Source organism: Stappia indica (assembly GCF_020177335.1).
Lineage (GTDB): Bacteria > Pseudomonadota > Alphaproteobacteria > Rhizobiales > Stappiaceae > Stappia > Stappia indica_B.
Map to the genome: position 1 here is coordinate 305,065 of NZ_JAIVMG010000004.1, position 25,421 is coordinate 330,485.

At 65.8% G+C, this 25,421-nt stretch carries 22 protein-coding genes and 1 rRNA gene; 4 read left to right on the forward strand and 19 right to left on the reverse strand.

Annotated features, from left to right (window positions below; genetic code table 11):
* Positions 1 to 37 precede the first annotated feature (37 nt).
* Positions 38 to 1,636, reverse strand: coding sequence for an asparaginase domain-containing protein (locus LC062_RS08325; protein WP_224910565.1), 1,599 nt, complete (start codon positions 1,634 to 1,636; stop codon positions 38 to 40).
* 136 nt (positions 1,637 to 1,772) lie between these two features.
* Here LC062_RS08325 and LC062_RS08330 point away from each other — a divergent pair, with 136 nt between their 5' ends.
* Positions 1,773 to 2,477 carry a hypothetical protein gene (locus LC062_RS08330; protein ID WP_224910566.1) on the forward strand — a complete coding sequence of 235 codons (705 nt, stop codon included), beginning with the start codon at positions 1,773 to 1,775 and terminating at the stop codon, positions 2,475 to 2,477.
* A 160-nt stretch (positions 2,478 to 2,637) separates the two neighbouring features.
* Positions 2,638 to 2,919, forward strand: a complete 282-nt coding sequence (locus LC062_RS08335; RefSeq protein ID WP_181760602.1) for an SCP2 sterol-binding domain-containing protein — start codon at positions 2,638 to 2,640, stop codon at positions 2,917 to 2,919.
* A gap of 27 nt (positions 2,920 to 2,946) precedes the next feature.
* Here LC062_RS08335 and LC062_RS08340 read toward each other — a convergent pair whose 3' ends face one another.
* Positions 2,947 to 4,119, reverse strand: coding sequence for a citrate synthase family protein (locus LC062_RS08340; protein WP_224910567.1), 1,173 nt, complete (start codon positions 4,117 to 4,119; stop codon positions 2,947 to 2,949).
* Positions 4,120 to 4,210: 91 nt separating this feature from the next.
* Here LC062_RS08340 and LC062_RS08345 point away from each other — a divergent pair, with 91 nt between their 5' ends.
* Positions 4,211 to 5,356, forward strand: a complete 1,146-nt coding sequence (locus LC062_RS08345; RefSeq protein WP_224910568.1) for a citrate synthase — start codon at positions 4,211 to 4,213, stop codon at positions 5,354 to 5,356.
* A 77-nt stretch (positions 5,357 to 5,433) separates the two neighbouring features.
* Here the strand turns inward: LC062_RS08345 and LC062_RS08350 are convergent, their stop codons facing one another.
* From LC062_RS08350 to LC062_RS08385, 8 genes are all read right to left on the reverse strand, one after another.
* The gene (locus LC062_RS08350) at positions 5,434 to 6,837 is read right to left on the reverse strand and encodes a TRAP transporter large permease (protein WP_224910569.1); all 1,404 of its coding nucleotides are present in this window, start codon (positions 6,835 to 6,837) and stop codon (positions 5,434 to 5,436) included.
* Positions 6,838 to 6,846: 9 nt separating this feature from the next.
* The gene (locus LC062_RS08355) at positions 6,847 to 7,467 is read right to left on the reverse strand and encodes a TRAP transporter small permease (protein WP_224910570.1); all 621 of its coding nucleotides are present in this window, start codon (positions 7,465 to 7,467) and stop codon (positions 6,847 to 6,849) included.
* 125 nt (positions 7,468 to 7,592) lie between these two features.
* Entirely contained in the window at positions 7,593 to 8,597 is a 1,005-nt protein-coding gene (locus tag LC062_RS08360) for a DctP family TRAP transporter solute-binding subunit (RefSeq protein WP_224910571.1), read from the reverse strand.
* A 260-nt stretch (positions 8,598 to 8,857) separates the two neighbouring features.
* On the reverse strand, positions 8,858 to 10,198 hold the full coding sequence (locus LC062_RS08365) for a sigma-54-dependent transcriptional regulator (protein ID WP_224910572.1): 1,341 nt from the start codon (positions 10,196 to 10,198) through the stop codon (positions 8,858 to 8,860).
* A 17-nt stretch (positions 10,199 to 10,215) separates the two neighbouring features.
* Entirely contained in the window at positions 10,216 to 12,048 is a 1,833-nt protein-coding gene (locus tag LC062_RS08370; protein WP_224910573.1) for a sensor histidine kinase, read from the reverse strand.
* Positions 12,049 to 12,104: 56 nt separating this feature from the next.
* Positions 12,105 to 13,724, reverse strand: coding sequence for a GMC family oxidoreductase (locus LC062_RS08375; RefSeq protein ID WP_224910574.1), 1,620 nt, complete (start codon positions 13,722 to 13,724; stop codon positions 12,105 to 12,107).
* Between the two features lie 97 nt (positions 13,725 to 13,821).
* Entirely contained in the window at positions 13,822 to 14,562 is a 741-nt protein-coding gene (locus tag LC062_RS08380; RefSeq protein ID WP_224910575.1) for a tellurite resistance TerB family protein, read from the reverse strand.
* An 82-nt stretch (positions 14,563 to 14,644) separates the two neighbouring features.
* Positions 14,645 to 15,112: an Lrp/AsnC family transcriptional regulator gene (locus LC062_RS08385; protein WP_224910576.1), complete on the reverse strand. Its 468-nt coding sequence runs from the start codon at positions 15,110 to 15,112 to the stop codon at positions 14,645 to 14,647.
* Positions 15,113 to 15,259: 147 nt separating this feature from the next.
* Between LC062_RS08385 and hppD the strand changes: the two genes are divergently transcribed.
* The gene (gene hppD, locus LC062_RS08390; RefSeq protein WP_224910577.1) at positions 15,260 to 16,372 is read left to right on the forward strand and encodes a 4-hydroxyphenylpyruvate dioxygenase; all 1,113 of its coding nucleotides are present in this window, start codon (positions 15,260 to 15,262) and stop codon (positions 16,370 to 16,372) included.
* A gap of 1 nt (position 16,373) precedes the next feature.
* Here hppD and LC062_RS08395 read toward each other — a convergent pair whose 3' ends face one another.
* From LC062_RS08395 to rrf, 9 genes are all read right to left on the reverse strand, one after another.
* Positions 16,374 to 17,810: an alpha,alpha-trehalose-phosphate synthase (UDP-forming) gene (locus LC062_RS08395; RefSeq protein ID WP_224910578.1), complete on the reverse strand. Its 1,437-nt coding sequence runs from the start codon at positions 17,808 to 17,810 to the stop codon at positions 16,374 to 16,376.
* Between the two features lie 191 nt (positions 17,811 to 18,001).
* The gene (locus tag LC062_RS08400) at positions 18,002 to 19,813 is read right to left on the reverse strand and encodes a glycoside hydrolase family 15 protein (protein ID WP_224910579.1); all 1,812 of its coding nucleotides are present in this window, start codon (positions 19,811 to 19,813) and stop codon (positions 18,002 to 18,004) included.
* Positions 19,810 to 20,565 carry a trehalose-phosphatase gene (otsB, locus tag LC062_RS08405; protein ID WP_224910580.1) on the reverse strand — a complete coding sequence of 252 codons (756 nt, stop codon included), beginning with the start codon at positions 20,563 to 20,565 and terminating at the stop codon, positions 19,810 to 19,812. Before otsB ends, LC062_RS08400 begins: the two co-directional genes overlap by 4 nt.
* A gap of 153 nt (positions 20,566 to 20,718) precedes the next feature.
* Complete coding sequence (locus tag LC062_RS08410) at positions 20,719 to 21,867, reverse strand: thiolase family protein (RefSeq protein ID WP_224910581.1); 1,149 nt, start codon at positions 21,865 to 21,867, stop codon at positions 20,719 to 20,721.
* Entirely contained in the window at positions 21,830 to 23,278 is a 1,449-nt protein-coding gene (locus tag LC062_RS08415) for an AMP-binding protein (protein ID WP_224910582.1), read from the reverse strand. Before LC062_RS08415 ends, LC062_RS08410 begins: the two co-directional genes overlap by 38 nt.
* The gene (locus LC062_RS08420) at positions 23,275 to 23,832 is read right to left on the reverse strand and encodes a biotin transporter BioY (protein WP_224910596.1); all 558 of its coding nucleotides are present in this window, start codon (positions 23,830 to 23,832) and stop codon (positions 23,275 to 23,277) included. The genes LC062_RS08415 and LC062_RS08420 overlap by 4 nt, the downstream gene beginning before the upstream one ends.
* A gap of 8 nt (positions 23,833 to 23,840) precedes the next feature.
* A complete protein-coding gene (locus LC062_RS08425; RefSeq protein ID WP_224910583.1) occupies positions 23,841 to 24,479 on the reverse strand; it encodes a CbiQ family ECF transporter T component in 639 nt (212 codons plus the stop codon).
* Positions 24,476 to 25,219, reverse strand: coding sequence for an energy-coupling factor ABC transporter ATP-binding protein (locus LC062_RS08430; protein ID WP_224910584.1), 744 nt, complete (start codon positions 25,217 to 25,219; stop codon positions 24,476 to 24,478). Before LC062_RS08430 ends, LC062_RS08425 begins: the two co-directional genes overlap by 4 nt.
* 84 nt (positions 25,220 to 25,303) lie before the next feature.
* Positions 25,304 to 25,419 (reverse strand): 5S ribosomal RNA (gene rrf / locus LC062_RS08435).
* Positions 25,420 to 25,421: the final 2 nt, after the last annotated feature.

Sequence of the window (25,421 nt, forward strand, 5' to 3'; positions counted from 1 at the left end):
GCGCCGGATCGCCAGCGACCGGCGCCCATCGCGGGGCTCACCCCGGCACGCTGCCGTAGAGCACCGCCGTCACCTCGCCGTTGTGATAGTCGTAGACATAGAGCGCCAGATCTCCGCTGGTGGTCGAGCCGGACAGGATCAGCGCCGAATAGGCCTGACCAACGGAATAGTCGCGGGTCGCCCAGACCGGCGCATTGCGCCGGTCATAGAGCACCAGATTGCCGTCATCCTGCATCACCAGCCGGCCCGGCGCATTGAAGGCACCGCTCATCGCCCGCCAGAGCTGGGTGCCGGACGCATCCTGCAGGACCGGACCGAGATCGGGATCGTTGACAAGGGTGGCGCTGCCGTCGAAGGCGGAAATCGACTGCCCCGGCGCCAGGAAGCCGAGGCCCCGGCAATCGAGCCGGTTGACATCCATCATCTCGCCGGCGATCGGCGTGCGCATCATGTCCTCGATCATCGCCTGCGACCAGCCCCGGCTCTCGTAGTCGCGCAGCGCCAGCAGATAGAGAAGCTTGGCCTGGGTGGCCGGTCCCTGCATGTCGTAATTGCCGATACAGCCGCAATCGGACAGCCAGGAGCCGGAGGCATAGGCCGTGGAGTTGACGATGCCGGCGATCACCTGGGTGCCGGCAACGATCACCATGCCGGCATCATGGGCGCTCTTCAGCACCTTGTAGACCGCCCCGCTTTCCGGATCGTCCGGGTCGCCGGAGGGGAAATTGCCCTCGCCATAGCCTTGCAGGAACAAGCCGCCCACCTTGCCATCGCCACTGAGCGCACCTTGCAGCATGCTGGCCAGCGCACTGGTGGTTGGTGAGGCGCCGGTGTCGTATTGCGCCGGGAAGGCGAGGAAATTCAGTACATCCGCATCGTCGATATGCGCGGCCACGTAGGACGTCTGATCCTGCAGGCGGGCAAGCGCATCCGGGTCATCGAGCGCCAGCGAGGACTGGAACGGTCCCGGCGGGAACTGGCGATTGTCCAGATAGACCTCGATGCCGGTCAGATCGAGGATCGGATGGTTCGGCGAGGTGAAGGCATCGAAATGCGAGGCATTGGTTTTCAAGGTCCGGTTGCCCAGCATCAGCCGATCATCGAAGAACAGGCCGACCGCCGGCATTCCCGTGCGCATGGCATCGATGGCGCCAAGCACGTTGCGCAGCGCATCGGTGTTGTAGAGGATCGACAGCGCGTCCTGCGGGGTCGCCCGGTAAAACAGCGGCAATTGCGAACCGGTGACCATCACCGGCTTGGACAGGATCGCATTGGCATAGCCATCCGCGCCCAGCCCTGTCAGCAGGAAGGACAGTGCCGAGGCGGTCCAGGCCATGGTGTCCGTGCCATGCAGGATCAGAAAGGCATCATGGCTGGAATACAGCGTGGTATCGCCCGGCTGGCCGATCAACCGGGCGGCGATGGTGCACCAATCCGCCGGTTGCAGGTTGGTGCTGTCCAGCGTCGGGTCGAGATAATCGTAGCTGATCTGCGCATCCGGATATTTCTGCAAGATGGTCGGCCCCACCAGTTGGTCGAAGGCCTGGCAGAAATCCGCACCCGACAGGGGCGCGAGCGGACTGTCCACCGAACCGATGGTGCCACCGGTATAAAGAACACGGATCGCGAAGGACATGAGTGGCCTCCCGTAGGGTCAGAGGGCGAAGGCAAAACTTTCACGTGCCCCGCCGACAATATACGCGCATATATTGCATTCGCGCCAGCCCATGCTACCCTTGATTGATCTTTCCGCAAGTCATAGAGAGGCCTTCATGAGCCTGCATCCCAAGTTTTCCGGAATGGTACACCCCGACGACGTGCGTTTGAGCGTGGTTCTGGACCAGGCCCATGTGATTGCGCCGCAGAGCGTGCCGGTGGTCGACAAGGCGACCGGCCAGACCCGCTACGTGCAGAAATACGGGGATACGATCGAGAACACCGGCGCGACCGTCTACGCCCCGCCGACCGATTGCGGCGGCGCCTTCATGTCCGCAAGGTTCCAGCCAAACAACAACTGCTATAATTACAGCTGCGACATCGCCACCAATTCCTTCGCCCAGCCAGGGCGGGCCAGCGGCATTTTCCTCGACTTCCCCCCCACCGGAGAGGCGGTTGTCGAAGGGGCCAAGGCAGACGGGCTGCAATGGCTCGGCACCGACTATCCAGTCAACTGGCTGAAGGTCGGCAACGGCCACGCGGTCGCCCTGCTGATCTCCCCGGCCAACACCCGCCTCGGCTGGCCCGGCGATTACCACTGGGTTCGCTACGACCAGACCGGCGGAGCCTGGTCGCAAAAGGATGGCGGCGATCAAGTGACGAATTTCGACTTCGCCGGCAACCCGATCACCGATCCGGCCACTGCGGACTGGACCGTCAATCAGGGACCGACCAGCCAGTCGGCCGGCGCCGACGTCATTGTCACCTATGATTTCTACGGCTACCTGATCGTCCCGCACAACCGCGTGACGATCCTCTAGGGTCCAGCCGCCGGTCTTGCGGCCCCTGCCACGCCCATGCCAAACCTTCGGCGGAAAATTCGGGGAGAGGCAGAAGCAACCTTGACGATTACGTAAACGTCATGTTTTCTGCCTCTGCAGATCACCGGGCCTGAAGCGCCCGGACAAGGGAGACAAAGACATGACGATTGCCGAACTCACCGACACCGTCCGTGGCAAGGTCGCCGGCGGCGGCATTGATGAGAGCGTGAAATTCGACTGCGGCGACGACGGCGTCATCCTCGTCAAGGGCAGCGAGGTCAGCAACGACGATGCCGATGCCGATTGCACCATCGGCATCTCCAAGGACAACCTGGCCAAGCTCCTGGCCGGCGACCTCAACCCGACCACCGCCTTCATGACCGGCAAGATCAAGGTCAGCGGCGACATGAGCATCGCCATGAAGCTGGGCAGCATCGTCTGACACCGCCACTCTGCGGGCGGCCGCGTCTCAGCGCGGGCGCTCGCCCACATAGCGGGCACGTGGGCGGATCTGTTCCGGCCGCTGGTATTGCTCCAGCGCATGGGCGATCCACCCGACCAGCCGCCCGGCGCAGAACATCGACATGCCGGCATATTCCGGCAAGCCCAGCCCCCTTCGCAGCGCCGCCAGCGCAAAGTCGATGTTCGGCGCCTGTCCGAACAGCCGGGTGGCGGTGTCTGTCAGTTTCGGCAGCAACGGCACCAGCGGATGCTCCAGCCCGGCGTCAGCGATCTTGCGCAAAAGGACGGCGGCCCGCGGATCCGGCACCGTGTAGATCGAGTGGCCGAACCCGGGCAGATCCTCGCCGCGATAGAGCCGCTCCTGCATCAGGCTGTCGATATCCGCCTCGCTTTCGATCCGGTCCAGCCACCCTTCCACCCGCTCGCTCGACGCCCCATGCCGGGCACCGGAAAAGGCACCGAGCCCGGCGCCCAGCGCCGCATGCAAGGGAGCTCGCGTCGAGGCGGCGCAGCGCACCGCAAAGGCCGAGGTGTTGAACTCATGGTCGGCCGACAGCACCAAGGCCGCCCGGATCAGCTCCGCCCCCGGCCCGGGCTGAACGCCCCAGCCGCTCGCCAGTTGCAGATGCACCGGCTCGGTCGAAGGGGCGCGATTGAGCAGCGCCGCCACGCCGACCCGGACCAATGCCGCGCCCTTTTGCTCCAGCACCGGACGTGACACCCCATAGGCGGAGGGGTCGACCATCGGCCAGGCCGCCAGCACGGTCATCACCCGCTCCAGCGGCCGCAGTCCCGCCGGTGGGACCAGCGGCAAATCCGGCGCCGGCCGGGCAAAGGGATCGGTGGCGCAATCCCACAACAGCGTGGCGATCCGCTCCAGCGAGGCGGTTTCCGCCAGAGCCACCGCCGCATGCCCGCGGTAGATCGGCCCGGCCTCATCGATCAGCGTCAGCGCGCTTTCCAGCACCGGCCCGCCGGGCGTCGACCCGCCGCCATCGGCCTCCCCGCCCTCGCGCCGGTCACGCAACAGCCGCACATCCTCCGCATGGTAGCGGCGTGAGCGTCCCGGCCCGGCAACCGAGCGGATCAACCCCCGGCTGACATAGGCGTAGAGCGTTGCCTGGCGAATGCCGAGTTCATTGGCTGCCTCCGGAGCGGAAAGGTAGACAGGTGTATCCATAGATTGATTTTATTTATCAATATTGACGATATCAACCCCCGCCCTGAATGATCCCCCACATGCCATGCAACCAGACAGGAAGGGGATCGCCATGACCATCCAGACACCAGGCCTCAGGAGTGCCAGTACCGATGCCGACACCCCGGCCGGGGTCACACCGGTCACGCCTGCCGCTCCCGGCCTTGAGGGCATCGCCGTGGCCGAAACCGTGTTGAGCCATGTGGACGGGGTGAACGGACGGCTGTTGCTGCGCGGCCATGAGCTGCGCGACGTCGCCGGCACCTTGTCGTTCGAGGCGGCAACCGTCTTGCTTTGGGCGGGTTTCCTGCCGAAGGCCGATCTTGCCCGCCTGACGGACCTGTTCGCCGCCGCGCGCGAGCGCGCCAGTGCTGCCCTCCCGGCCATGTGCGCCGCGCCCACAGGGCTCGGCGTCTATGAGCGGATGCGGCTCGGCCTTGCTGCCCTTCCTTTGGCGGGAGACCTGCATCCGGCCATCGCCATTGCCGGGGCGCAGCCGCTGCTCCTGGCAGCCGCCGCCCGACTTGCCGACGGCAAGGCGCCGCTGCCGGCCGACCCGTCCCTTGGCAGCGCCGCCGATCTGCTGCGAATGCTGCGCGGCACGCCGGCGCGACCGGAGGAGATCGCTGCGCTGGAGCGCTATCTGGTGACGGTGCTCGACCATGGTCTCAATGCCTCGACCTTCGCCGCGCGGGTGATCGCCTCCACCGGCGCCGATCTCGGCGACGCGGTGCTGGGGGCCATGGCCGCGCTGAAGGGACCGCTGCATGGCGGCGCGCCCGGCCCGGTGCTCGACATGATCGACGCCATCGAAAGCCCCGAGGCTGCGGAGGCGTGGATTGCCGACGAGCTTGCCGCCGGACGCCGGCTGATGGGCTTCGGCCACCGGGTCTACCGCACCCGCGACCCGCGCGCCGATGTGCTGAAGGAGGGGCTTGCCCTGCTCTCCCCCGATCTGCCGGCCCTGCGCAAGGCCGAGGCCATCGAGACGGCCGCCCAGCGCCTTTTGGCCCGGCACAAGCCGGATCGAAAGCTTCGCACCAATGTGGAGTTTTATACCGCCGTTCTGCTGGATGCGATCGGCCTGGACCGCCGCCTGTTCACGCCGCTGTTCGCGGTGGGGCGCACCCCAGGCTGGTGCGCCCATGCGCTGGAACAGCAGGCCGGCGGACGCCTGCTGCGACCCGCCGCGATCTACGTCGGTCCGGACGCCGGATAGCCGGATCAGGCCGATACCTGACGTCTTGAAAGAACAAACGCGGGGCGGCAAACCGCCCCGCGTCATGGCGAGACCGCTTAGCGGTTGGTGATGATCTCCGGCCCCATCAGCGAATAGGGCAGCCAGGTCGACAGCGCCGGCGTGTAGGTCACCAGCACCAGGAACAGAAGCAGGATCAGCACAAAGGGCATGGAGGCCCGCACCACCTGAATGAGGCTCATGCCGGTGATCCCGGAGGTCACGAACAGATTGAGCCCGATCGGCGGCGTGATCATGCCGATCTCCATGTTCACCACCATGATGATGCCGAGATGTACCGGATCGACCCCCAGCTCGATGGCGATCGGGAACACCACCGGTGCGACGATCAAGAGTAGACCCGAAGGCTCCATGAACTGTCCGCCGATGAGAAGCAGGATGTTCACGGCGATCAGGAAGGTGAACCAGTTGAACCCGGCACCGATCATCCAGTCGGTGATCGTCTGCGGAATGCGCTCCGAGGTCAGCACATGGGCAAACAGCAGCGCATTGACGATGATGAACATCAGCATGATCGTCGTCTTCGCCGCGTCGGTCAGCACCTTGCGGGTTTCCGGATGAAAACAGCCGGGCAGAAAATTGACCACCGTCAGCCACAGGTTGCGCAGGATGGCCTTTTCAAGGCTCTCGCCGTCGCGGCGCAGCGGCACACCCTTGAGCGGTCCCATGTCCCGATAGAGAAAGACAGCGATCAGGAAGGCATAGACCGCCGCCACCGAGGCCGCTTCCGTCGGGGTGAAGACGCCGCCGTAGATACCGCCGAGAATGATCACGATCAGCAGCAGGCCGAACCCTGCCTCGCCGCCGGAGGTCAGGATCTCACCCAGACCGGCGAAAGGCTGTTTCGGCATGTTCTTGATGCGGGCATTGATATAAATGGCGATCATCAGCATCAGGCCGGCGACCAGACCGGGGATCACACCGGCCAGGAACATGCGGCCGACCGACACATCCGTTGCCGCCGCATAGACCACCATGACGATGGACGGCGGGATCAGGATGCCCAGCGTACCGGCGTTGGCGATCACACCGGCGGCGAACTCCTTGGTATAGCCCACCTGGCGCATACCGGCGATGGCGATGGTGCCGATGGCCACCACGGTTGCCGGTGAGGAGCCCGACAGGGCGGCGAACAGCATGCAGGAAAATACCGCCGCGATGGCCAGACCGCCACGGATGTGCCCAACGCAGGCGATGGCGAAGCGGATGATCCGCCGGGCGACACCGCCGGTCGACATGAAGGCCGAAGCGAGAATGAAGAAGGGAATCGCCAGCAGGGTGTAGTTCTGCGAGGCGGTGAACAGTTGTAGCGCGACCGAAGAGATCGAGTCGGAGGAAAAGAAGGCGATCGCCAGGACACTGGACAGTCCCAGGGCAATCGCGATCGGGACGCCGAGGAACAGCAGCCCGAGAACCATGATGAAGAGTACACCGGCCTCCATGACGCCCCCTTAATCCTTGATGATGTTCTTGTTTTCGGCGACGAGCTCTTCCGCTTCGTGCGCCGCGATGATCAGGTCACGCTTGCCGGTGATGATTTGCCAGGTGGCCTGCAGGCAGCGATAGGCCAGCAGCAGGAGGCCGATGGGCAGGATCAGATAGGCGATCCAGCGCTGCACCCGCTCCTGGGTGCCAAAGGTCTCCTGAACGAACTCCGGATAGCGCAGGTCATCGAGGCCGATGCCGATCTTGTACATCTTCAGCCAGTAATCGAGCGCGCCGCCACGGGCGTTGATGCCGAAGAACTGCAGCCAGTCGGCGGAGAACAGAATGGCCGCATAGGCGACACCGCACAGGGCGCCGAAAATGGCGAAGAACCGGAACAGGCGCGGCGGGAACAGGCGGATCACCGCATCCACGCCGAGGTGCGCGCCGATCTTGATGCCATAGCTCATGCCGAACAGAATCAGCCAGGCGAACAGGATCCGCGTGAACTCCAGCGCACCGGTCCAGCCGGAATTGAAACCGTAGCGGGCAACCACCTGCGAAAAGGAAACGATGGTCATCGCCGCCATGAGAACGGCGAGCATGCCTTCCTCAAAGCGCGTGACCCAGTTGTCGACGCGTTGCATCGTTTTTCTCCGGGCATGGAGTGGTGATGGGGCGCGGACCCGGTCCGCATCGGGCACGGGAGCCCGGTCTCCTGACCATCCGCCGGGAAGGCGCTCCTCCCCGGCGGACCATGGTCAGGGCACGATCAGCTGGCGTTGTTCGACGCCACGGCGGCCTCGATCAGATCGACGCCGATGTCGTCCTGGAATTTCGCCCAGACCGGCTTCATCACATCGACCCAGGCCTTGCGTTGCTCCGGCGTGAGGGTCCGAATTTCCGTTCCCGCATCGACGATCCGCTGCCGGCTGGCCGCCTCCTTGTCCGCCACGGCGGCATTGGCCGCCAGCGTCACTTCCTGGGCAATCGTCAGGAACTGGTCCCGCACATCCGGATCAAGACCGTTCAGCCATTCGTCCGAGGTCACCAGCAGATAGGCAAGCAGCTGATGGTTGGTTTCGGTGATGCCGTCCTGCACCTCGAAGAACTTCTGGGTGTAGATGTTCGACCAGGAGTTCTCCTGCCCGTCGACAACGCCGGTCTGCAGCGCGCCATAGACCTCCTTGAAGGCCAGCTTCTGCGCATTGGCGCCCATGGCCTCGATCATGGCGACGGCCACGTCCGAGGTCTGAACCCGGAACTTCAGGCCCTTGGCATCGCTCGGTAGCAACAGCGGCTTGTTGGCGGAAAACTGCTTCAGACCGGAGCTCCAGTAGCCGAGCCCGACGAAACCCACGTCGGTCATGGCGTTCAGCAGGCCCTTGCCCGCGTCACTCGCCGCGAAGCGGTCGACCGCGGCCAGATCCTGGAACAGGAACGGCAGATCGAACAACCGGTATTTCAGGGTATAGGCCTCGAACTTGGCGAGCGACGGCGCAGCCAGTTGCACGTCGCCGAGCAGCAGGGCTTCCATCACCTTGTCGTCATCGAACAACTGGGAGTTCGGGAACACCTGCATGCAGGCCTTGCCGTTCATCTCCTCATTGACGCGCTTGGCCAGCATGGTCGCCGCATCGCCCTTGGGATGGCCGCTCGCCGCCACCACATGGCTGAACTTGATGACCATCTCGCCGTCCTGGCAGTCCTCGGCAAACGCCGGCGCGGCGAAGGCAAGGGACGCAGCCGCAAGCGCGGCCGTGGCGAACTTCTTCATGGGTGTCCTCCCAGACTTGGTTTGACCCGGGGTGCCTCGTGCCCCCGGTGGCATCTGCCGCCGGCAAAAGCCCGGCCAGATGCCTCACCCCTTAGGCAACCTGCGTGCCAAACGCGCGAAACCGCAGGAATCCGCCACACCCGAGAACCACACTCGCCACACGTCCGGGCGTCATGTGTCGGTTCCGACCCATCACATTCGCCCCAATGGGTGGGAACCGACACACCACCTGCGCCGCGCCGCCCCTCCGCCTGCCCCGCTCAGCCTTCGGCCAGCGGCGCATCCCGGTCGAGACCGTATTTCCGGATCTTTTCGTAAAGCGCCTTGCGCGAGACACCGAGCGCCTCATAGGTGGCCTTCAGGCTGCCGCCGTTGCGCGCCAGCGCATCCTGGATCACCGCCCGCTCATAGGCCCCGACCCGCTCCGCAAGGCTTTGCCCTGCCTCGAAGCCGGACGGCCCATCGGCGCTTTCCAACCCCAGCACGAACCGGTCGGCGACATTGCGCAATTCGCGCACGTTGCCGGGCCAGTCGCGCGCCATCAGCCCGGTGATGAAGGCGGGGGTGGCATCGGGGATCTCCCGCCGGTAGCGCGCCCGCGCCTCCCGTGCCAGATGGTGAAACAGCAACGGGATGTCTTCCTTGCGCGCGCGCAGCGGCGGCACCTCGACGCTCACCACATTGAGCCGATAAAACAGATCCTTGCGGAAGCGCCCCTCATTGCCCGCCACCACCAGATCGTCCTTGGTCGCTGCCAGGAAGCGGATATCGAGCGCAATGGTCTTGTTGGAGCCAAGCCGCTCGATCGTCCGCGTCTCGATCACCCTGAGGAGCTTGACCTGAAGGTCGAGCGGCATGGATTCGATCTCGTCGAGAAAGACCGTTCCCCCTTGCGCATGCTCCAGCTTGCCGATCCGCTGCCGGCTGGCGCCGGTGAACGCCCCCTGCTCATGGCCGAACAGCTCCGATTCGATCACCTCCGCCGGCAGGCCGCCACAATTGAGCGCGACGAACGGCCCGCCGTGGCGGTGCCCTTCCTCGTGCAGGGCCCGGGCCACCACCTCCTTGCCCGCCCCGGTCTCACCGACAATCAGGATATCCGCATCCGTATCGGCCAGGGTGGCGACGAGACCGCGCAGCCGCTCCATCACCGGCGAGCGCCCGACGAGCCGCCCTTCCAGTCCGGTGCGCTGCGCCAGTTGTTCGCGCAGAATGCGGTTTTCCAGCACCAGCCGGCGCTTTTCCAGCGCCCGCTCGATCACATTGGCCAGCCGGCTGACCGGAAACGGCTTTTCCATGAAGTCATAGGCGCCGGACCGCATCGCCTCCACCGCCAGCGGCACATCGCCATGGCCGGTGATCAGGATCACCGGCATGGCCGGATCGATCTCCAGCGCGTGGCGCATCAAGGCAAGCCCATCGGTCTTCGGCATCCGGATGTCGGTGACCAGCACGCCATAAAGATCGCGCGCCAGATGCTCCGCCACGCCAGCGGCGCTGGCAAACGCCGAGACCTGATGCCCGGCCAGTTCCAGCCCCTCGGCCAGCGCCTCGCGCAGATCCGCCTCGTCATCGACCAGAAGTACCGTTGCCTTGTCCATTCACCTGCCCTTGATGGCTATGCCGCAGCCTCGCTGGCACGGTCGGCGCGCGGCAGGCGCACGGTGAACACCGCCCCGCCGGTCTCGCCCCTGCCGATGGCCAGCGTGCCGGAAAAATCGTGAACGATCTTGTAGGCAATCGACAGGCCAAGCCCCAGGCCCTTGCCCACATCCTTGGTGGTGAAGAACGGGTCGAACACCTGCGACAACAGCTCGTCGGCGACCCCCGGACCGTTGTCGGCCACCTCGATCACCCCGAAATCCCCGTCAAGATAGGTGCTCAGGACAACGGCCCCATCCGCCTCATCCTCGACCGCATCCAGCGCATTGGCGGCAAGGTTCAGGACCACCTGTTCAAGACGCACATGCCCGCCGATCACCTGGATCGGTCCGTCCAGATGGCGCACTTCCAGCCGCGCGCCGGTCTGCTTCAGGCGCGGCGAGAGCAACATCAGGGCTTCGTCGATCACCGGCTTGACGGCGATGGGGCCGAGCCGGGTGCCTGCCCGCCGGCTGAAGCCTTTCAGGATGCGCGAGATTTCCGCCATCCGCTCGACCATGACGATGATCTTGTCGAGCCCGGCGCCGGTCTTGTCCAGCCGGCCCAGATCGAGGAACTGCTTGGCGTTGTCCGCGTTCGAGCGGATCGCGGCCAGCGGCTGGTTGAACTCATGGGAAAGTGCCGCCGACATCTGCCCCAGCGTCGCCATCTTGGCCGCCTGCACCAGATCCGCCTGCATCCGGCGCAATTCCTCTTCCGCCGCCTCGCGCTCGCGCACCTCGCTGGCAAGGCGGGTATTGGCCTCGGAGAGATCGCGCGTGCGCTGCCGCACGCGCCGTTCCAGCCTGAGCGCCGAAAGCCGATCCTCACGCATGCGGCGAAGCCCGGCCTGACGCCGCTCCAGCGCCACCCAACCGATGCCAGAGAACAACAGGCAGGCCAGCACCGCGATTGCCGTCGCCTTGAACGCCTGCGACCGCGCGGCGGTGGTATCGGCAAAGGCGATCACCTGCCAGCCCAGCAAAGGCAACCGGCGGGTCATCCTCAAAAACGACCGGTCCGGCCCTTCGTCGGGCAACCCCACCAGACCGAGCACCCCGGGCAGCACCGCCGGATCCGTCTCCGCCTCACTGTCAGTCTCCGCGAGGGTCACCGTCACCGCCCCCAGCGGCTCGACCTGATCGGACAACCGCTGCCCGCGCCAGACCGGCCGGTTGCTTGCAACCACCTGCCCCTCGCCATCCACGGCGACAAGCGGCGCCTTGCTCAGGGCCCAGGCCTGTTCGACCTCGCCAAGGCTGACCCAGACGACCACCGCACCGCTGGAGCCTTGCGCCCCGCGCGTTGCCGAGGCGAACACATAGCTGCCGGGAAGGCTGCGGTTGCCCGGCCGATAGGCGCGGCCAAGCCGCCCTTGCAACGCTTCCTCCAGCGGCAAGGCAGTGATGTCGCGGGCCGGCATCAACCCGGCCCCGCGCGGCAGCATGTGGCTGGAGGCAATGAGATGCCCGGCCGGGTCGTAGAAGGCGACCTCCTGCGCCCCCGCCATGCCGGCGGCAATCGCCGCGACCCGCTCGCCGGCGCTCCGGTCGCGCGTCAGCACCAGCTCCCGCACATCCGGCCGCTGCGCCAGCAAGGGCGGCAACAGGCGAAACTTGTCCAGCTGCCGCTCCAGCGTCGCCGCCTGCACCGCCAGCAGCGCCTGCGAACGGGTGATGACCTCATCGGTAAAAAGCCGGGAACTGACACTCCACGTCACCCAGCCCGCCACCACCGTCACGGGCACGGACAGGCAGATCAGAACAAGAAAGACGGCATTGTGCCGTGCCGCGCGCCGCAGATCCCTCATACCCGCAGTTTACGTATGGTCAGCGCGGCGGACAATCGCAATCGCCCCGCTGTCCCCTATCGTCCCGTCGCCGCACGGCGATCCTCGCGGATCAGATCGGCTGCCTTCTCTGCGATCACCATGGTCGGCGCGGCGGTGTTGCCCGAGGTGATCGTCGGCATCACCGAGGCGTCGACCACCCGCAGGCCGGCGATGCCGCTCAGCCGCAACCGTTCATCGACCACCGCCCCCGCATCGATGCCCATGCGGCACGTGCCGACCGGATGGAAGATCGTCGTGCCGATATCGCCGGCCGCACGGGCCAGTTCCTCGTCGCTTTGCAGCAGAGGGCCCGGCAGATACTCCGACGGCGAGTAGCGGGCCAGCGCCGGCGCGGCCATGATCTTGCGGGTCAACCGCAGCGCGTCGGCGGCAACCTTCCGATCGCTGTCCGTCGATAGGTAATTGGGCCGGATCTCCGGATGCGCCCCCGGGTCGGCGGACACGATATGCACATGCCCCCGGCTGTCGGGACGCAGGTTGCAGACACTGGCCGTAATCGCCGGGAAGGGATGCAGCGGCTCACCGAACCGGTCCAGCGACAGGGGTTGTACGTGATATTCGAGGTTCGCGGTCTCGAACGAGGGATCGGACCGGGCGAACACCCCAAGCTGGCTCGGCGCCATCGACATCGGCCCAGAGCGTTTCAGCGCGTATTCGGCGGCGATCTTCGCCTTGCCGAAGATGTTGCCGGCAAGCTGATTGAGCGTCACCGCCCCCTCCACCTTGAACACGGTGCGCAATTGCAGGTGATCCTGCAGATTGCCGCCCACCGCCGGCAGCGCCTGCGTCACCTCGATACCGTGCCGGGACAACACCGCCGGATCGCCGATCCCCGACAGTTCCAGGATCTGCGGCGAGCCGATGGCCCCGGCGGACAGGATCGCCTCGCCGAGAACGCCGGCCCGCGCCGGCTCCCCGCCGACGGTCAGGTCGAGCCCGGTGACCCGCCCCCCGTCCAGCCGCAGCCGGGTCACCTGCGCCCCCGTCACCACCTTGAGATTGGCGCGCGAGCGCACCGGCTTGAGATAGCCCTTGGCGGCGGTCCAGCGCACCCCGCCCCGCTGGGTCACCTGAAAATAGGAGGAGCCGTAATTGTCACCCCGGTTGAAATCGTCGATCTTCGGGATGCCGGTTTCGGCGCAGGCCTCACGCACCGCATCCAGGATCTCCCAGGACAGGCGCTGCTGCTCGACGCGGCATTCGCCGCCACGCCCGTGCATCTCGTCATCCAGTTCGTAGTGATCTTCCGCCCGGCGGAACAGCGGAACGAGATCGTCCCAGCCCCATCCGGTCAGCCCCATCTGCCGCCAGCCATCGTAATCCCGAGCCTGGCCGCGCATGTAGATCATGCCGTTGATCGCCGAACAGCCGCCCAGCACCCGGCCGCGCGGATAGGCAAGCGAACGCCCGTTGAGGCCCGGCTCCGGAGCGGTCAAAAAGCCCCAGTCGGTTCGCGGATTGCCCATGCAATAAAGATAGCCGACGGGAATATGGATCCAGATGTAATCGTCCTTGCCGCCCGCCTCCAAAAGCAGCACCCGCACATCCGGATCGGCCGACAGGCGGTTGGCCAGGACACATCCGGCCGACCCCGCACCAACGATCACATAATCCCAATCCCCAAGCTCGCGCATAGATCCTCCCAGCAGGCTTTCGGACAGAACGATGCAACCGGGCGCCGACAAAGGCAAGCCACCTCGCAGCTCCGAACCGGCAACCGCGACGAAGGGCTTAGAGCGTTTCCGTCTCGCGCACCGCCCGGTCGATCTCGGCGACCAGCCCCGCATCGAGCCCAAGCCGCGCGGCCAGCAGATCGAGATAGGCCTTTTCCGCCGGATGATCCGGATCGATGGCGAGCCGCGAGGCGGCGAAGATCTCCAGTGCCGCTTCCTGGGTCGACGCACCCGCCACCACCCGGTCCAGGTCAAGCGGCGCACGCAATTCGTCCATCACGAAGGCCTTGGCGTCATTGTCCAGCTCCAGACTGTCGAGCTTGTCGAAGATCCGGCGCTGCTCTTCCGCATCGATATGACCATCGGCCTTCGCTGCCGAAATCATCGCCGTCAGCAGCACAAGGGCAAAGGCCCGGTCGCCGCCCGGCTGCTGCTCCGGGGCAAAGGGAGACTCCGCCGGTGGCGGCAACACCGCCGGGTCCCCGGAGGCAGCCCCCGAAGCCGGGGCAGGCGCCGCCGTCCCCTGGTTACCCTGCCAATCGCGGTAGGCCTTGTAGGCAAGACCGGCGACCAGCGCCATGCCGCCATAGGTGACGGCCTTCTTGCCCAGTTTGCGCCCGCCCTTGGTGCCGAGCAGCAGGCCGGCCAGCCCGCCGGCGAGAGCACCGCCCGCCAGGCCGCCCGCGTTCGAGCGCAGGTAGTCCTGACCGCGCGCCATCATGTCGCCGCCGCCACCTTGCTGCGCGCCGCCCGCCGCGTTTCCCAGAAAGCCATCCAGCAGTTTTTTCGCGTCGAACATGGGCAAGGGTCTCCATCCAGCGTGACAATATCTCGCCCCCGCATTTGGGGTGGCCGCCGGGTCGGCGCAAGCGGAAAACCCCTCACATGGCAAACGGCAAGCGGTTGTCGTCCTTCAGCGTTTCCATCGCGATGGACGAGCGCACATTGCGTACCGCATCATGGGGCAACAGCTCATCGTTGATGAACACCGACAGCGCCGCCAGATCCGCGACCACCACCTTCAGCATGTAATCCATGTCGCCGGTCAGCACATGCGCCTCCTGCACCTCGGGCAGGCTGCGCACCAGGTCGCGAAAACGGCGAGCGTTCTGCCGGCTGTGCGCATTGAGCGCAACGCCGACGAAGGCGACCACGGCAAGACCGACCGCCGCCGGATCGATATCCGCCCGGTAACGACGGACGACCCCCGCCTCCTCCAGCCGCTGCCGGCGCCGGGACACCTGCGAGGCCGACAGGCCGATCCGCTCCCCCACCTGCTGATTGGTGCGAGAGGCATCCTCCTGCAATTGCGCAAGGATCTTCCGATCAAACCCGTCAATCTCGACCATATCATGCACCATATCACAACAGAGCGCACATCTTGTGCGGATCGCCGCACAGGAGCAACCCTCTTTGCACACATCGTGCGGCCCGGCTCCGCTATCCTTGAAACCTGAAATAAATGCACCCGGACGGGGGGCACAGGAGGACAGACCATGGGACCGTTTCCACATGACGCGCCGCCGGCGCGGATCAGCGCCGACAATCCGGCCGGCACCGACGGCTTCGAATTCGTCGAGTTCGCCCATCCGGAGCCGGAAAAGCTCGATGTCCTGTTCCGCAAGATGGGCTATGTGCCGGTGGCCCGTCACAAGACCAAGGCCATCACCCTCTATCGTCAGGGCGACATCACCTATGTGCTGAATGCCGAGCCCGGCTCCTTCGCCACGCGCTTCGTGGAACAGCACGGGCCTTGCGCCCCCTCGATGGCCTGGCGCGTCGTCGACGCGGCCCATGCCTTCCGCCACGCGGTGGCGCAAGGGGCGGAGCCTTATGAGGGCGACGACAAGACCCTTGACGCCCCGGCGATCAAGGGCATTGGCGGCTCGCTGCTCTATTTCATCGACCGCTACGGCGACAAGGGATCGGCCTATTCGGCGGAATTCGACTGGCTGGATGCGGTCGACCCGAAGCCCGAGGGCGTCGGCTTCTACTACCTCGACCACCTGACCCACAATGTCTATCGCGGCAACATGGACAAGTGGTGGGACTTCTACCGCACCCTGTTCAACTTCAGGCAGATCCACTTCTTCGACATTGCCGGCAAGCTGACCGGGCTGGTGTCGCGGGCGATTACCTCCCCTTGTGGCAAGATCCGCATCCCGCTGAACGAATCCACCGACGACAAGAGCCAGATTGAGGAATACCTGCGCAAGTACAAGGGCGAGGGCATCCAGCACATCGCCGTCGGCACCGACGGGATCTACGATGCCACCGACAAGCTGGCCGAAAACGGGCTGAAGTTCATGCCCGGCCCGCCGGAGACCTATTATGCGCGTTCCCATGAGCGGGTGCATGGCCATGACGAGCCGATCGAGCGCATGAAGCGCCATGGCATCCTGATCGACGGCGAGGGCGTCATCGATGGCGGCACCACCAAGATCCTGCTGCAGATCTTCTCCAAGACGGTGATCGGCCCGATCTTCTTCGAATTCATCCAGCGCAAGGGTGATGAGGGCTTCGGCGAGGGCAATTTCCGCGCTCTGTTCGAATCCATCGAGGAAGACCAGATCCGCCGGGGCGTGCTGAAGCAGGGCACGGACAGCTAGGCTATCGTTCCTTTCTGACAGCCTCATGGGTGATGGCGGCACCGGCAGGTCGCGGCGGCGCCATCGCCCGGCCCTTCTCCAGCGCGGCAAGGAAGGCCCGCGCCCAGGATGCGGCATCGTTCTCGCAGATCCGGTCGAACAGGGCCTGCCAGCGGTCGCGGCGCTCATCCAGCGGCATGGTCAGCGCAGCTTGCAGGTTCGCCGCCACTTCTTCGGCCGAATGCGGGTTGACGATCAGCGCCTCGGACATCTGTTCCGCCGCGCCGGCGAAGCGCGACAGCACCACCACCCCCGGATCCTCCGCCCGCTGCGCCGCCACATATTCCTTGGCGACAAGGTTCATCCCGTCGCGCAAGGGCGTCACCAGGGCCACCCGGCTGGCCCGGTAGAGCCCGGCCAGCGCCCGCCGGGTAAAGGAGCGGGTCATGTAGCGGATCGGCGTCCAGTCAAGATCCGCGAAACGGCCGTTGATGTTGCCGGTCAACTCCTCCAACTCTCGCCGGATCTCCGCATAGGCATCGAGTTCTGCCCGGGAGGGCGGCGCCACCTGCATCAGGCAAATCCGCCCCCTGTTCTCCGGGTAATCCTCCAGCAACCGGCCAAAGGCGCGGAACCGCTCAGGCAATCCCTTGGAATAGTCGATCCGGTCGACACCGATGATCTGCTGCCGGCCGGCCAGCAGTTTTTCCGCCCGCCGGGTGTGGCGCCGGGCGTCCGGTGTCGTCGCCTGCCGGGCAAACCCTTCCGCGTCGATGCCGATCGGAAAAGCGCGTACGACAGCCCGGCGCCCCCCGAGCAGCAGGTCTCCGTTTTCCGCCTCACGGGCGCCCAGTTCCTCCACCGCGAACCGGCGAAAGTTCGCCGCATCGCGGCGGGACTGAAAACCGATGACATCATAGGCGAGCATCCGCCACACCATCTGCGCCGCATTCGGCAAGGCCGCCAACACCTCCGGCGCCGGGAAGGGAATATGCAGGAAGAACCCGATCGGGTTCTCCACCTCCATCGCCCGCAGCGAAGCGGCGAAGGGCAGGAAGTGATAATCATGTACCCAGATCGTGTCGTCCGCGTTCAGAAGCGGACGCAGCCGCGACGCGAAGCGATCATTGACCCTGAGATAGCCTTCCTCGGCCTGGCGGTCGAATACCGCCAGATCGAGCCGATAGTGCAGCACCGGCCACAGGGTCTTGTTGGCATACCCCACATAGAAGGCATCATAATCGGCCTGGGTCATGTCGAGGGTCGCCATCAGCACCTTGCGCGCTCCAACCCTCCGGACATTGCCGAAGGTGCCTTCCTCGGAAATCTCCCCACTCCAGCCGAACCAGATGCCCCCCGCCTGCGTCAGTGCGTCCACCAGCGCGACCGCCAATCCGCCCGCTCGGCCGGTGTCCTTCAGCGGGCCGACACGGTTCGAGACGACGACAAGGCGTGACATTGGGGTCCTCCATTTGGTTCGTAGCGGTGCCCTCCCCCCGGCGGAGAGCGTGTCCGGGAAACGGCGGTGACAGAGGCCGCCCGGCGGCTTGTGCCGCGCGCGTGGGTGTTCCCCGCAGAGCCGGAAACACGCAATCCCGTTAGTTTGCCCCGCAATCCTTGCCAGACGGACCGGTCCCCGTAGCAAGGGCGCTAGACGACACTGTCCCAATCGGCGGACAGGCGCACCGCGCCATTGATGATCCCCACCATCGAGTAGGTCTGCGGGAAGTTGCCCCACAACTCTCCGCTGTGCGGGTCGGTATCTTCCGACAACAGCCCGACATGATTGCGGCACGAGAGCATCGTCTCGTAAATCTCGCGCGCCTCCTCCTTGCGGCCGATCCGGGCCAGCGCGTCGATGTACCAGAAGGTGCAGATGTTGAAAGCATTCTCCGGCGTGCCGAAGTCATCCGGCGCATGGTAGCGAATGAGATGATTGCCCCGCCGCAACACCGTGCCAACCCGCTCCACCGTGGCGATGAAGCGCGGATCCTCCGCCGGCAGGAAGCCGACCTCGGCGATCAGCAACAAGCTGGCGTCGAGATCGCGCCCGCCGAAGCTTTCCACGAAGGCACCGACCTCCTCGTTCCAGCCACATTGCAGGATGGTCCGGTGAATATGCTCCGCCCGCCCATGCCATAGCCGGGCACGCTCCATGCGTCCGAACTGGCCCGCGATCCGCGCCAGCCGGTCGCAGGCCGCCCAGCACATCAGCGAGGACGAGGTGTGCACCCTTGCCCGGGTCCGCAGCTCCCAGAGCCCCGCATCCGGCTGGTCATGCAGGGCAAAGGCCCGTTCGCCGATCAGCTCCAGCCGCTCGAAGTCGTCCACGCCGGGTTGGTGCAACAGCCGCTTGTCGAAGAACGCCTGCGCCGCGCCGAGCACGATGTTGCCATAAACATCATGCTGGAAATGCTCATAGGCCTGATTGCCGATCCGCACCGGCCCCATGCCGCGATAGCCCGGCAGATCCACGGTCCGCTCGATCAGCTTCTTCTCTAGCCCGATGCCATAAAGCGGCTGCACATGATCGCCATTGGTGCTGGAGGCGATGTTGTTGAGATAGCGCAGGTAGTTTTCCATCGTCTCCATTTCGGAGAGCGAATTCAGCGCCCGCACCACGAAAAAGGCATCGCGCAGCCAGCAATAGCGGTAGTCCCAATTGCGTTCGCTTCCCCCCGCTTCGGGGATTGAGGTGGTCACCGCCGCGACGATGGCTCCGGTTTCCTCGAAGGTGCAGAGCTTCAGGGTAATCGCCGCCCGAATGACCGCCTCCTGATAGTCGACGGGAAGCCCGAGGCGCCGGGTCCACAGCCGCCAGTACAGCGTGGTCTCCTCCTCGAACTCGCGGCACAGGGTATCGGGATGACGGGTCAGGCTTTCATCCGGTCCCAGATAGAAGGACAGCGGCCCGTCGAGCAGAAACGGCGTTTCCTCGCGCACATAGGTGATCGAAGCGTTGGTGGTCAGCCGGATCGCCTGGCCGGCGCCGACGAAACGCATGTGGTTCGACCCGAAGGAGCGCTCCGGCGCCTGGCTGCCATAGGCGAAACACGGCCGGCAGCGCACACGGATGCGCGGGTGCCCAGCCAGCGGCCTCACCCGCCGCACCAGCGCCGTTGGCCGGAACATCCGTCCCTTGGCCTGGAAGCGCGGCGCGAAATCGGTGATCTCGATGGCATTGCCCTGGCCGTCGAAGATCCGCGTCACGACGATGGCAGTGTTTTGCAGATAGGCCTGCTCGCTGCGCGCCGCGCCTTCCAGCTCGATGGCAAAGGCGCCATCCGCCGCCGATCCGCGCGAACCGAGCAGGGCGTGGAACACCGGATCTCCATCGAACCGCGGCAGGCAGCACCACACCACCCGGGCCATCCTGTCGATCAGCCCGGCAAAGGAACAGTTGCCGACAAGCGCCAGGTCGAGCGTCGCTTGTTCACCAGCGGGCATGTCGCCAGCACTCATGGACGCGATTTCCGGCGATGCAGGCTGGCGGGCATGTCTTGCGCCAGCCAGCGGTGGACGTCGGCCACATTTCGCAGGCGGAACCGGGCAAGGCTGCCCCCTTCCCCGACCTTGATGCCGAAGCCGCCGATGGCCTCCGCCGCACGGATCCCATCCTCATCGGTGATATCGTCGCCGACGAAGACCGGCGTGCGGCCGCAAAACGGCGGCCGCTCCATGAACGCTTCGAGCGCCCAGCCCTTGTCCCGGTGGGCGGGCTTTGCCTCCACCACCATCTTGCCGCGCACCAGATGCAGATCCGGCAGATCGCAGATCGCTTCGCTCATCACCTGCCACACCAGCGGTTCGCAATCTGGAGCGATGCGAAAATGAACGGCAAGTGCCGCGCCCTTGTCCTCCAGCGACACGCCGCGCCCCAGCAGCCCGCTGCCGGCGAGGGCCGCCTTCAGCGTCTCCAATTCCGGGCGCACCGGCGCCCGCTCCACCGGCATACCCGGGAAGAGCCGCGCTTCCAGCCCATGCAGCCCGGCGCAAGGGAGGTTCAACGGGCGCAGGTAGCGGTCGATTTCGGCGATCGGCCGGCCGCTGACAATCGCCAACGCGCCATCGAGGCGCGTGATCAAGCGTTGCAGACTGCCAATCAGCGCGGCCTCGGTTTCGATTGCATCCGGTGTTTCCGCGATTTCGACAAGCGTTCCGTCGAAATCGAGGAACAACGCAAGATCGTCCGAAGCAGGTGGCGGCGCATACATGGACCAAAGCCTATGCAAACTGACGCAGGAAGAGAAGACATATTCTCAGGAAATCAGCCGCACGACCAGTACTTCCCCGCGTCCGCGCGGGCTCGACCTCGTTTTTTCGTCAAGAATGCACCCGGAGGTCCGCTACGCGGGAACGCATTTCCCTCAACCGGCCAGACGTTGCAGGATCGCAGCGGTACCCAATCCGCCGGCGCTGGCAATGGCCGCAAAGCCCAGGGCGCCGGCTGGCTCGCCGCGCAACTCGTGAAAGAGGCGCACCGCCAGGATCGCGCCCGACGCCCCGATGGGATGACCGCGCGCCAACGCACCGCCGCCCCGGTTGAGGCTAGCGGCGGGCAGCTCCAGCGCCCGGGCGCAGGCCATGGCCTGCACCGCATAGGCTTCCATCACCTCCACCGTCGCCATACGGCCCGCGTGCAATCCGGTCGCGGCGAGCACCTTCTGACCGGCGACCACCGGCGCCAGTCCTGGCAGTTCCGGATCCGCGCCCGCGCTTGCCCCGCCGATCAGCCGGCACCCGTCGGGCACGCTGCGCGTCGCCGCGAACCGATCCGACACCACACAGACAAAGGCCGCCGCATCCGCTTCCACGGCGGTTGTTGCCGTCAGGATCCGGCTTTCGCCCTCCCCGGCGATCGCGCGGGAGCGGCGTGCGGTGGCCATCGACAGAGCCCGGGCAAAGGCATCCCGCGAGAGCCCGGCGCTTTCCACCAGCTCCGCCGTCAGTCGCCCGGCCTCGCGGGCGGCGCAGGCCTTGGCATGGCTTGCCACCGCATAGGCAAGCTGGTCCTCAAGGCCAATCCCCGCATGGGCGGCAAGGGCGGCGGCCGCATCGGCCATCTCCGGATCCCGCTCCGGCCAGGGGGTGAAGGGAGGACGATCATAGGGGCGCGGCGCCTCGTCCGGCCCGCGTGGCCGCGAAAGCCGCAAGGGCGCACGGGAAAAACTCTCCACCCCGCCGGCCAGCACGCAGTCCGCCGCACCGCTTTCGATCAGCCGGGCAGCCATCAGGATCGCATCGAGCCCGGAGCAACATTGCCGGTCGAGGGTCAGCGCCGGCACGCTCTCCGACACGCCGGCAAACAGCGCCAGCCGGCGCGCCGGATTGCCGCCGCCATAGAGCGCATTGCCGACGATCACCTCATCGACCGCCGCCCCATCAAGGCCGGCATCGTCCAGGCACGCCGTCAGCACCGGCGCCGCCAGCGCGTCGACCTCAAGTGTCTTCAGCGCGCCGCCGCGCGGGGCAACCGGGCTACGCCGGGCGGCGACGAGGATCGCCTGTCTTGCCATTGTCGCTCTCCCTTTGCCGCACCCGCGCCTCCAGCGCCGGCAGATCCGGCTTGCCGCCTGGCGTCAGCGGCCAGTCCTCCATCGCATAGAAGGCACGCGGCACCTTGATCGGCGGCAGATGCTCAAGACAGGCCCGCCGCAAGGCGTCACCGCAAAAGGCCTCCCCCGACGGGCGAATGGCCGCGACAATCCGCGTGCCTCGAACCGGGTCTGGCAGGCCGAATACCGCCACGCCGAGCACATCCGGCCGCGCGGCCAGCACTGCCTCGATTTCCTCCGCATAGACATTGACCCCGGCGGTGACCAGCATGCGGCTGCGACGACCGGCCAGATGGAGATGCCCCTCGCCATCGAGCCAACCCTGATCGCCCACCGTCAGCCAGGCTCCATCGCGACAGGTATCCGCTTCCCCGCCAAGCGCATAGCCGTCGAACAAGAGCGGACTGGCGATCCAGATCGCGCCCGGCACGCCGGGCGGACAGAAGTCGCCGCTCACTGTTCGGATCGATACCGCAACATCCGGGAAGGGGCGCCCGACGGAGCCGACCGGACTGCCATCCCCGCTTCGCCGATATGAGATGAAACTGGTCTCGGAGGTTCCGTAAAATTCAAAAAGGCGGGCTTTGGGGAAAAGGTCCTGCACGCCGCCGCGTTCGCCGCCATTCCATTTCGACCCGCTGACCAGCACCCGGCGCACCCCCGGCAAGGTCAACCCGATCTGGCTGGCGGCGCGGCTCAGGAGTTGAAGCTGGGTTGGCGTGCCGTAGAGAACGGTCGCCGCGCTGTCCCGCAGGCGCGTCAGGATCTGCCGGGGATGGAACTGCGGCGCAATCTCGACGAAGCTGCCCATGTCCAGCGCCTGCACCGCGCCGAACAGATGCAGCGAATGACCAAGGCTGCCGGGAATGAACACCCTGTCCTCAGGTCCCAGTGCAAAGGCCTCGCGGCAGAGCCGGAAGCTCTCCGTCCAGGAGCGATGCGAGCGCTGAAACGCCTTGGGCCGACCACTGGAGCCGGAGGTAAAGCCGATATAGAAGAGCTGCTCCGAATGCGGCACATTCTCAGCGGCATCATACCCGGCAATCGAAGTGCTTCCGACCTCCGTGAGCTGCGCGCAGGCAAGCTCGGCCGCCGTCTCATCGATGCCAGCCGCAAACTGGCGCGGGTCGAACACCGCCGCCACCCGCCCGGCCTGCGCCACAGCGAAAAAACCACAGAGCAGCGAGACCGGTTCGGCGGTTGTCAGCGCAACGCGCCCACCCGGGGCGACGCTGCCGCGAACCGCCGCGCTGAGCGCATCGACCCGCGCGGCAAAGGTCTCCCAACTCAAACACGCATCGCCGCAGGAAAGCGCCAGAGCATCGGACCGGTCGCGGGCGTGATCCGGGATCGCCTGGCCGACAAAGCTCATTGCCGGGTCAGCACCGCATCCGGCCGGCCCCGCTCCACCGCCCGCACGATCACCGCCGTTGCAAACGCCTTCAGGGTATCCCCCGGCAGATAGATCAGCACACCGAGCGCCGCCTGGCCGAGGGTGAGATCGGTCATGAGGGAAAGCCCCGGAATCCCGAAGGCGTACATGACGAGGATGCCACCGACGAAGGCGGAGACAAGCGCAGCCGTGAAGGTCGACGCCGCGCGCATCGCCTGCATCATCAAGCCGCAGACGAACGCACCAATCGGCCAGCCGATCAGAAACCCAACCGACGGACCGGCAAAAACGCCAAGCCCGCCACGCCCGCCCGCCAGCAGCGGCATGCCGAGGGCGACGACAAACAAGAAGAGCAGCACCGCGAGGGCGCCGCGCACCGGGCCAAGCATGGTGCCCGCCAGCATCACCCCGAGGGTTTGCGCTGTGATCGGCACCCCGCCCAGCATCGGCAGGCTGAACGGCGGCAACAGCCCCAGCGCGCCGATCATTGCCGCATAGATCGCGATATGCACCAGGCTTCGGTCAGCGGTCATGGTCTTGCTCACATCGGTCTCCTTGTCAGAGGCGCTGGATCCACAGGTCGCGGGTCGACACCGCCGCGCGCGGCAATGGCTTCCGCTACATGATCGGCGGTATTTAGAGCCTGAAGGGCTAGGGGAGCAACCAATCTGAGCCCGCCGCGCCGCCCTGTCCGCGCCCGGTAGGCCGCACCGAGTTGCCCGCCCGCCGCCGCAAGTTGCGGTGCGAACCGGAGCACCAGCGCGATCGCCAGCGCCAGCCGCCGCCGGGAAAGACCAACCAATTCCGCCGGACGCAATACCGGCGCCAGCGCGTCGATCATGTCGTCTAGCCGTGTGGTCAGGCTGACGATGGAGGCAAGCAGCACGAGACAGACGAGCCGCAGCAACATCACCAGCCCGGTCGCGAGCGAACCGAGCACCAGGTGAAACAGCAACAGACAGACAAGCAGGAAAAACACCGGACGCAACGCGGTCAAGGCCGCCAGAGCCGAGCGTCCAAGGCTCGCGTAAATGGAGAGGGTTCCGGCCAATGCGCCCGCAAGAAGAGTGAGGTCGGTGACCGGAAACAGCAGCATCGACATGACGGCAAGGCACACGAGTTTAACCCAGGCCGGCAAGCGATGCAGCCAGCTGCGCCCTTCCAGATAGACCCCCGTCACAGCATATCCGCCGAAAGTCGCGCCGCCCGCTCCTGTGCATGGGCGCGAAACCGCGGCAGGATCTCCTCAGGAGCCCCATCGCCAATGATACGTCCGGCGTCGAACCAGAGGATCCGGTCGAACCCGTCGAGACAGTCAAGATCGTGGCTGATCAACACCAGTTTTTGCGGCAATTGCATCATCAGCTTGTGAAAATGCAGCCGCAGAGCCGGGTCGAGATTGGCGAACGGCTCGTCGAGCAACAACAACCGGGGCTCGACCACCACCACCGCCAGCAGGCAGACCAGCTGTTTCTGCCCTTCGGAGAGCAGCGATACCGGTCGCTCTGCCCAGTCTTCACAGCCATGGGCGCGCAACAATTGCCGCGCGGCGGATTCCGCCTCGCGTTTGCTCGCGCCAAACTGGCGCGGCGCGAAGGCGATTTCCTCCAGCACGGTGGGAAAGATGATCTGATGGTCCGGGTTCTGGAACATCATGCCGACGAGGCGCGGCAGCAGCTTTGCATCGCGCACGCTGTCATGGCCGAACACCTCGACCGTGCCCTGATCAGGGCGGACGAGCCCATTCAACAGTCTGAGGAAGGTACTCTTGCCGGCGCCGTTCAGGCCGACGAGGCCGATCCGATGTTCCTGCAGCGAGACGGTAATCTCGCGCAAAACGGCCCGTTGCCCGCGTTCGAGACAGACGTCATCGACGGTTGCATAAGGTTTGGCAGGAGATCGGGGGGTGGGCAATGGCATGCGGAATTCCGATGCCTTTTCCTGTCGTCCGCGACTTACGGACGCATGTTTATAGTAGAGAGTTTTTTTGTTTGCGCTTAGCGGGCCTGGCGGCGACCTACTCTCCCACGTCTTGAGACGCAGTACCATTGGCGCTGGGGCGTTTCACGGCCGAGTTCGGGATGGGATCGGGTGTTGAGGTCCCCGCAATGGCCACCAGGCC

Excerpts from the sequence above, each read along its gene's own strand:
- LC062_RS08325 (WP_224910565.1), bottom strand. The coding sequence starts at position 1,636 with ATGTCCTTCGCGATCCGTGTTCTTTATACCGGTGGCACCATCGGTTCG.
- LC062_RS08330 (WP_224910566.1), top strand. The coding sequence starts at position 1,773 with ATGAGCCTGCATCCCAAGTTTTCCGGAATGGTACACCCCGACGACGTG.
- LC062_RS08335 (WP_181760602.1), top strand. The coding sequence starts at position 2,638 with ATGACGATTGCCGAACTCACCGACACCGTCCGTGGCAAGGTCGCCGGC.
- LC062_RS08340 (WP_224910567.1), bottom strand. The coding sequence starts at position 4,119 with ATGGATACACCTGTCTACCTTTCCGCTCCGGAGGCAGCCAATGAACTC.
- LC062_RS08345 (WP_224910568.1), top strand. The coding sequence starts at position 4,211 with ATGACCATCCAGACACCAGGCCTCAGGAGTGCCAGTACCGATGCCGAC.
- LC062_RS08350 (WP_224910569.1), bottom strand. The coding sequence starts at position 6,837 with ATGGAGGCCGGTGTACTCTTCATCATGGTTCTCGGGCTGCTGTTCCTC.
- LC062_RS08355 (WP_224910570.1), bottom strand. The coding sequence starts at position 7,467 with ATGCAACGCGTCGACAACTGGGTCACGCGCTTTGAGGAAGGCATGCTC.
- LC062_RS08360 (WP_224910571.1), bottom strand. The coding sequence starts at position 8,597 with ATGAAGAAGTTCGCCACGGCCGCGCTTGCGGCTGCGTCCCTTGCCTTC.
- LC062_RS08365 (WP_224910572.1), bottom strand. The coding sequence starts at position 10,198 with ATGGACAAGGCAACGGTACTTCTGGTCGATGACGAGGCGGATCTGCGC.
- LC062_RS08370 (WP_224910573.1), bottom strand. The coding sequence starts at position 12,048 with ATGAGGGATCTGCGGCGCGCGGCACGGCACAATGCCGTCTTTCTTGTT.
- LC062_RS08375 (WP_224910574.1), bottom strand. The coding sequence starts at position 13,724 with ATGCGCGAGCTTGGGGATTGGGATTATGTGATCGTTGGTGCGGGGTCG.
- LC062_RS08380 (WP_224910575.1), bottom strand. The coding sequence starts at position 14,562 with ATGTTCGACGCGAAAAAACTGCTGGATGGCTTTCTGGGAAACGCGGCG.
- LC062_RS08385 (WP_224910576.1), bottom strand. The coding sequence starts at position 15,112 with ATGGTCGAGATTGACGGGTTTGATCGGAAGATCCTTGCGCAATTGCAG.
- hppD (WP_224910577.1), top strand. The coding sequence starts at position 15,260 with ATGGGACCGTTTCCACATGACGCGCCGCCGGCGCGGATCAGCGCCGAC.
- LC062_RS08395 (WP_224910578.1), bottom strand. The coding sequence starts at position 17,810 with ATGTCACGCCTTGTCGTCGTCTCGAACCGTGTCGGCCCGCTGAAGGAC.
- LC062_RS08400 (WP_224910579.1), bottom strand. The coding sequence starts at position 19,813 with ATGAGTGCTGGCGACATGCCCGCTGGTGAACAAGCGACGCTCGACCTG.
- otsB (WP_224910580.1), bottom strand. The coding sequence starts at position 20,565 with ATGTATGCGCCGCCACCTGCTTCGGACGATCTTGCGTTGTTCCTCGAT.
- LC062_RS08410 (WP_224910581.1), bottom strand. The coding sequence starts at position 21,867 with ATGGCAAGACAGGCGATCCTCGTCGCCGCCCGGCGTAGCCCGGTTGCC.
- LC062_RS08415 (WP_224910582.1), bottom strand. The coding sequence starts at position 23,278 with ATGAGCTTTGTCGGCCAGGCGATCCCGGATCACGCCCGCGACCGGTCC.
- LC062_RS08420 (WP_224910596.1), bottom strand. The coding sequence starts at position 23,832 with ATGACCGCTGACCGAAGCCTGGTGCATATCGCGATCTATGCGGCAATG.
- LC062_RS08430 (WP_224910584.1), bottom strand. The coding sequence starts at position 25,219 with ATGCCATTGCCCACCCCCCGATCTCCTGCCAAACCTTATGCAACCGTC.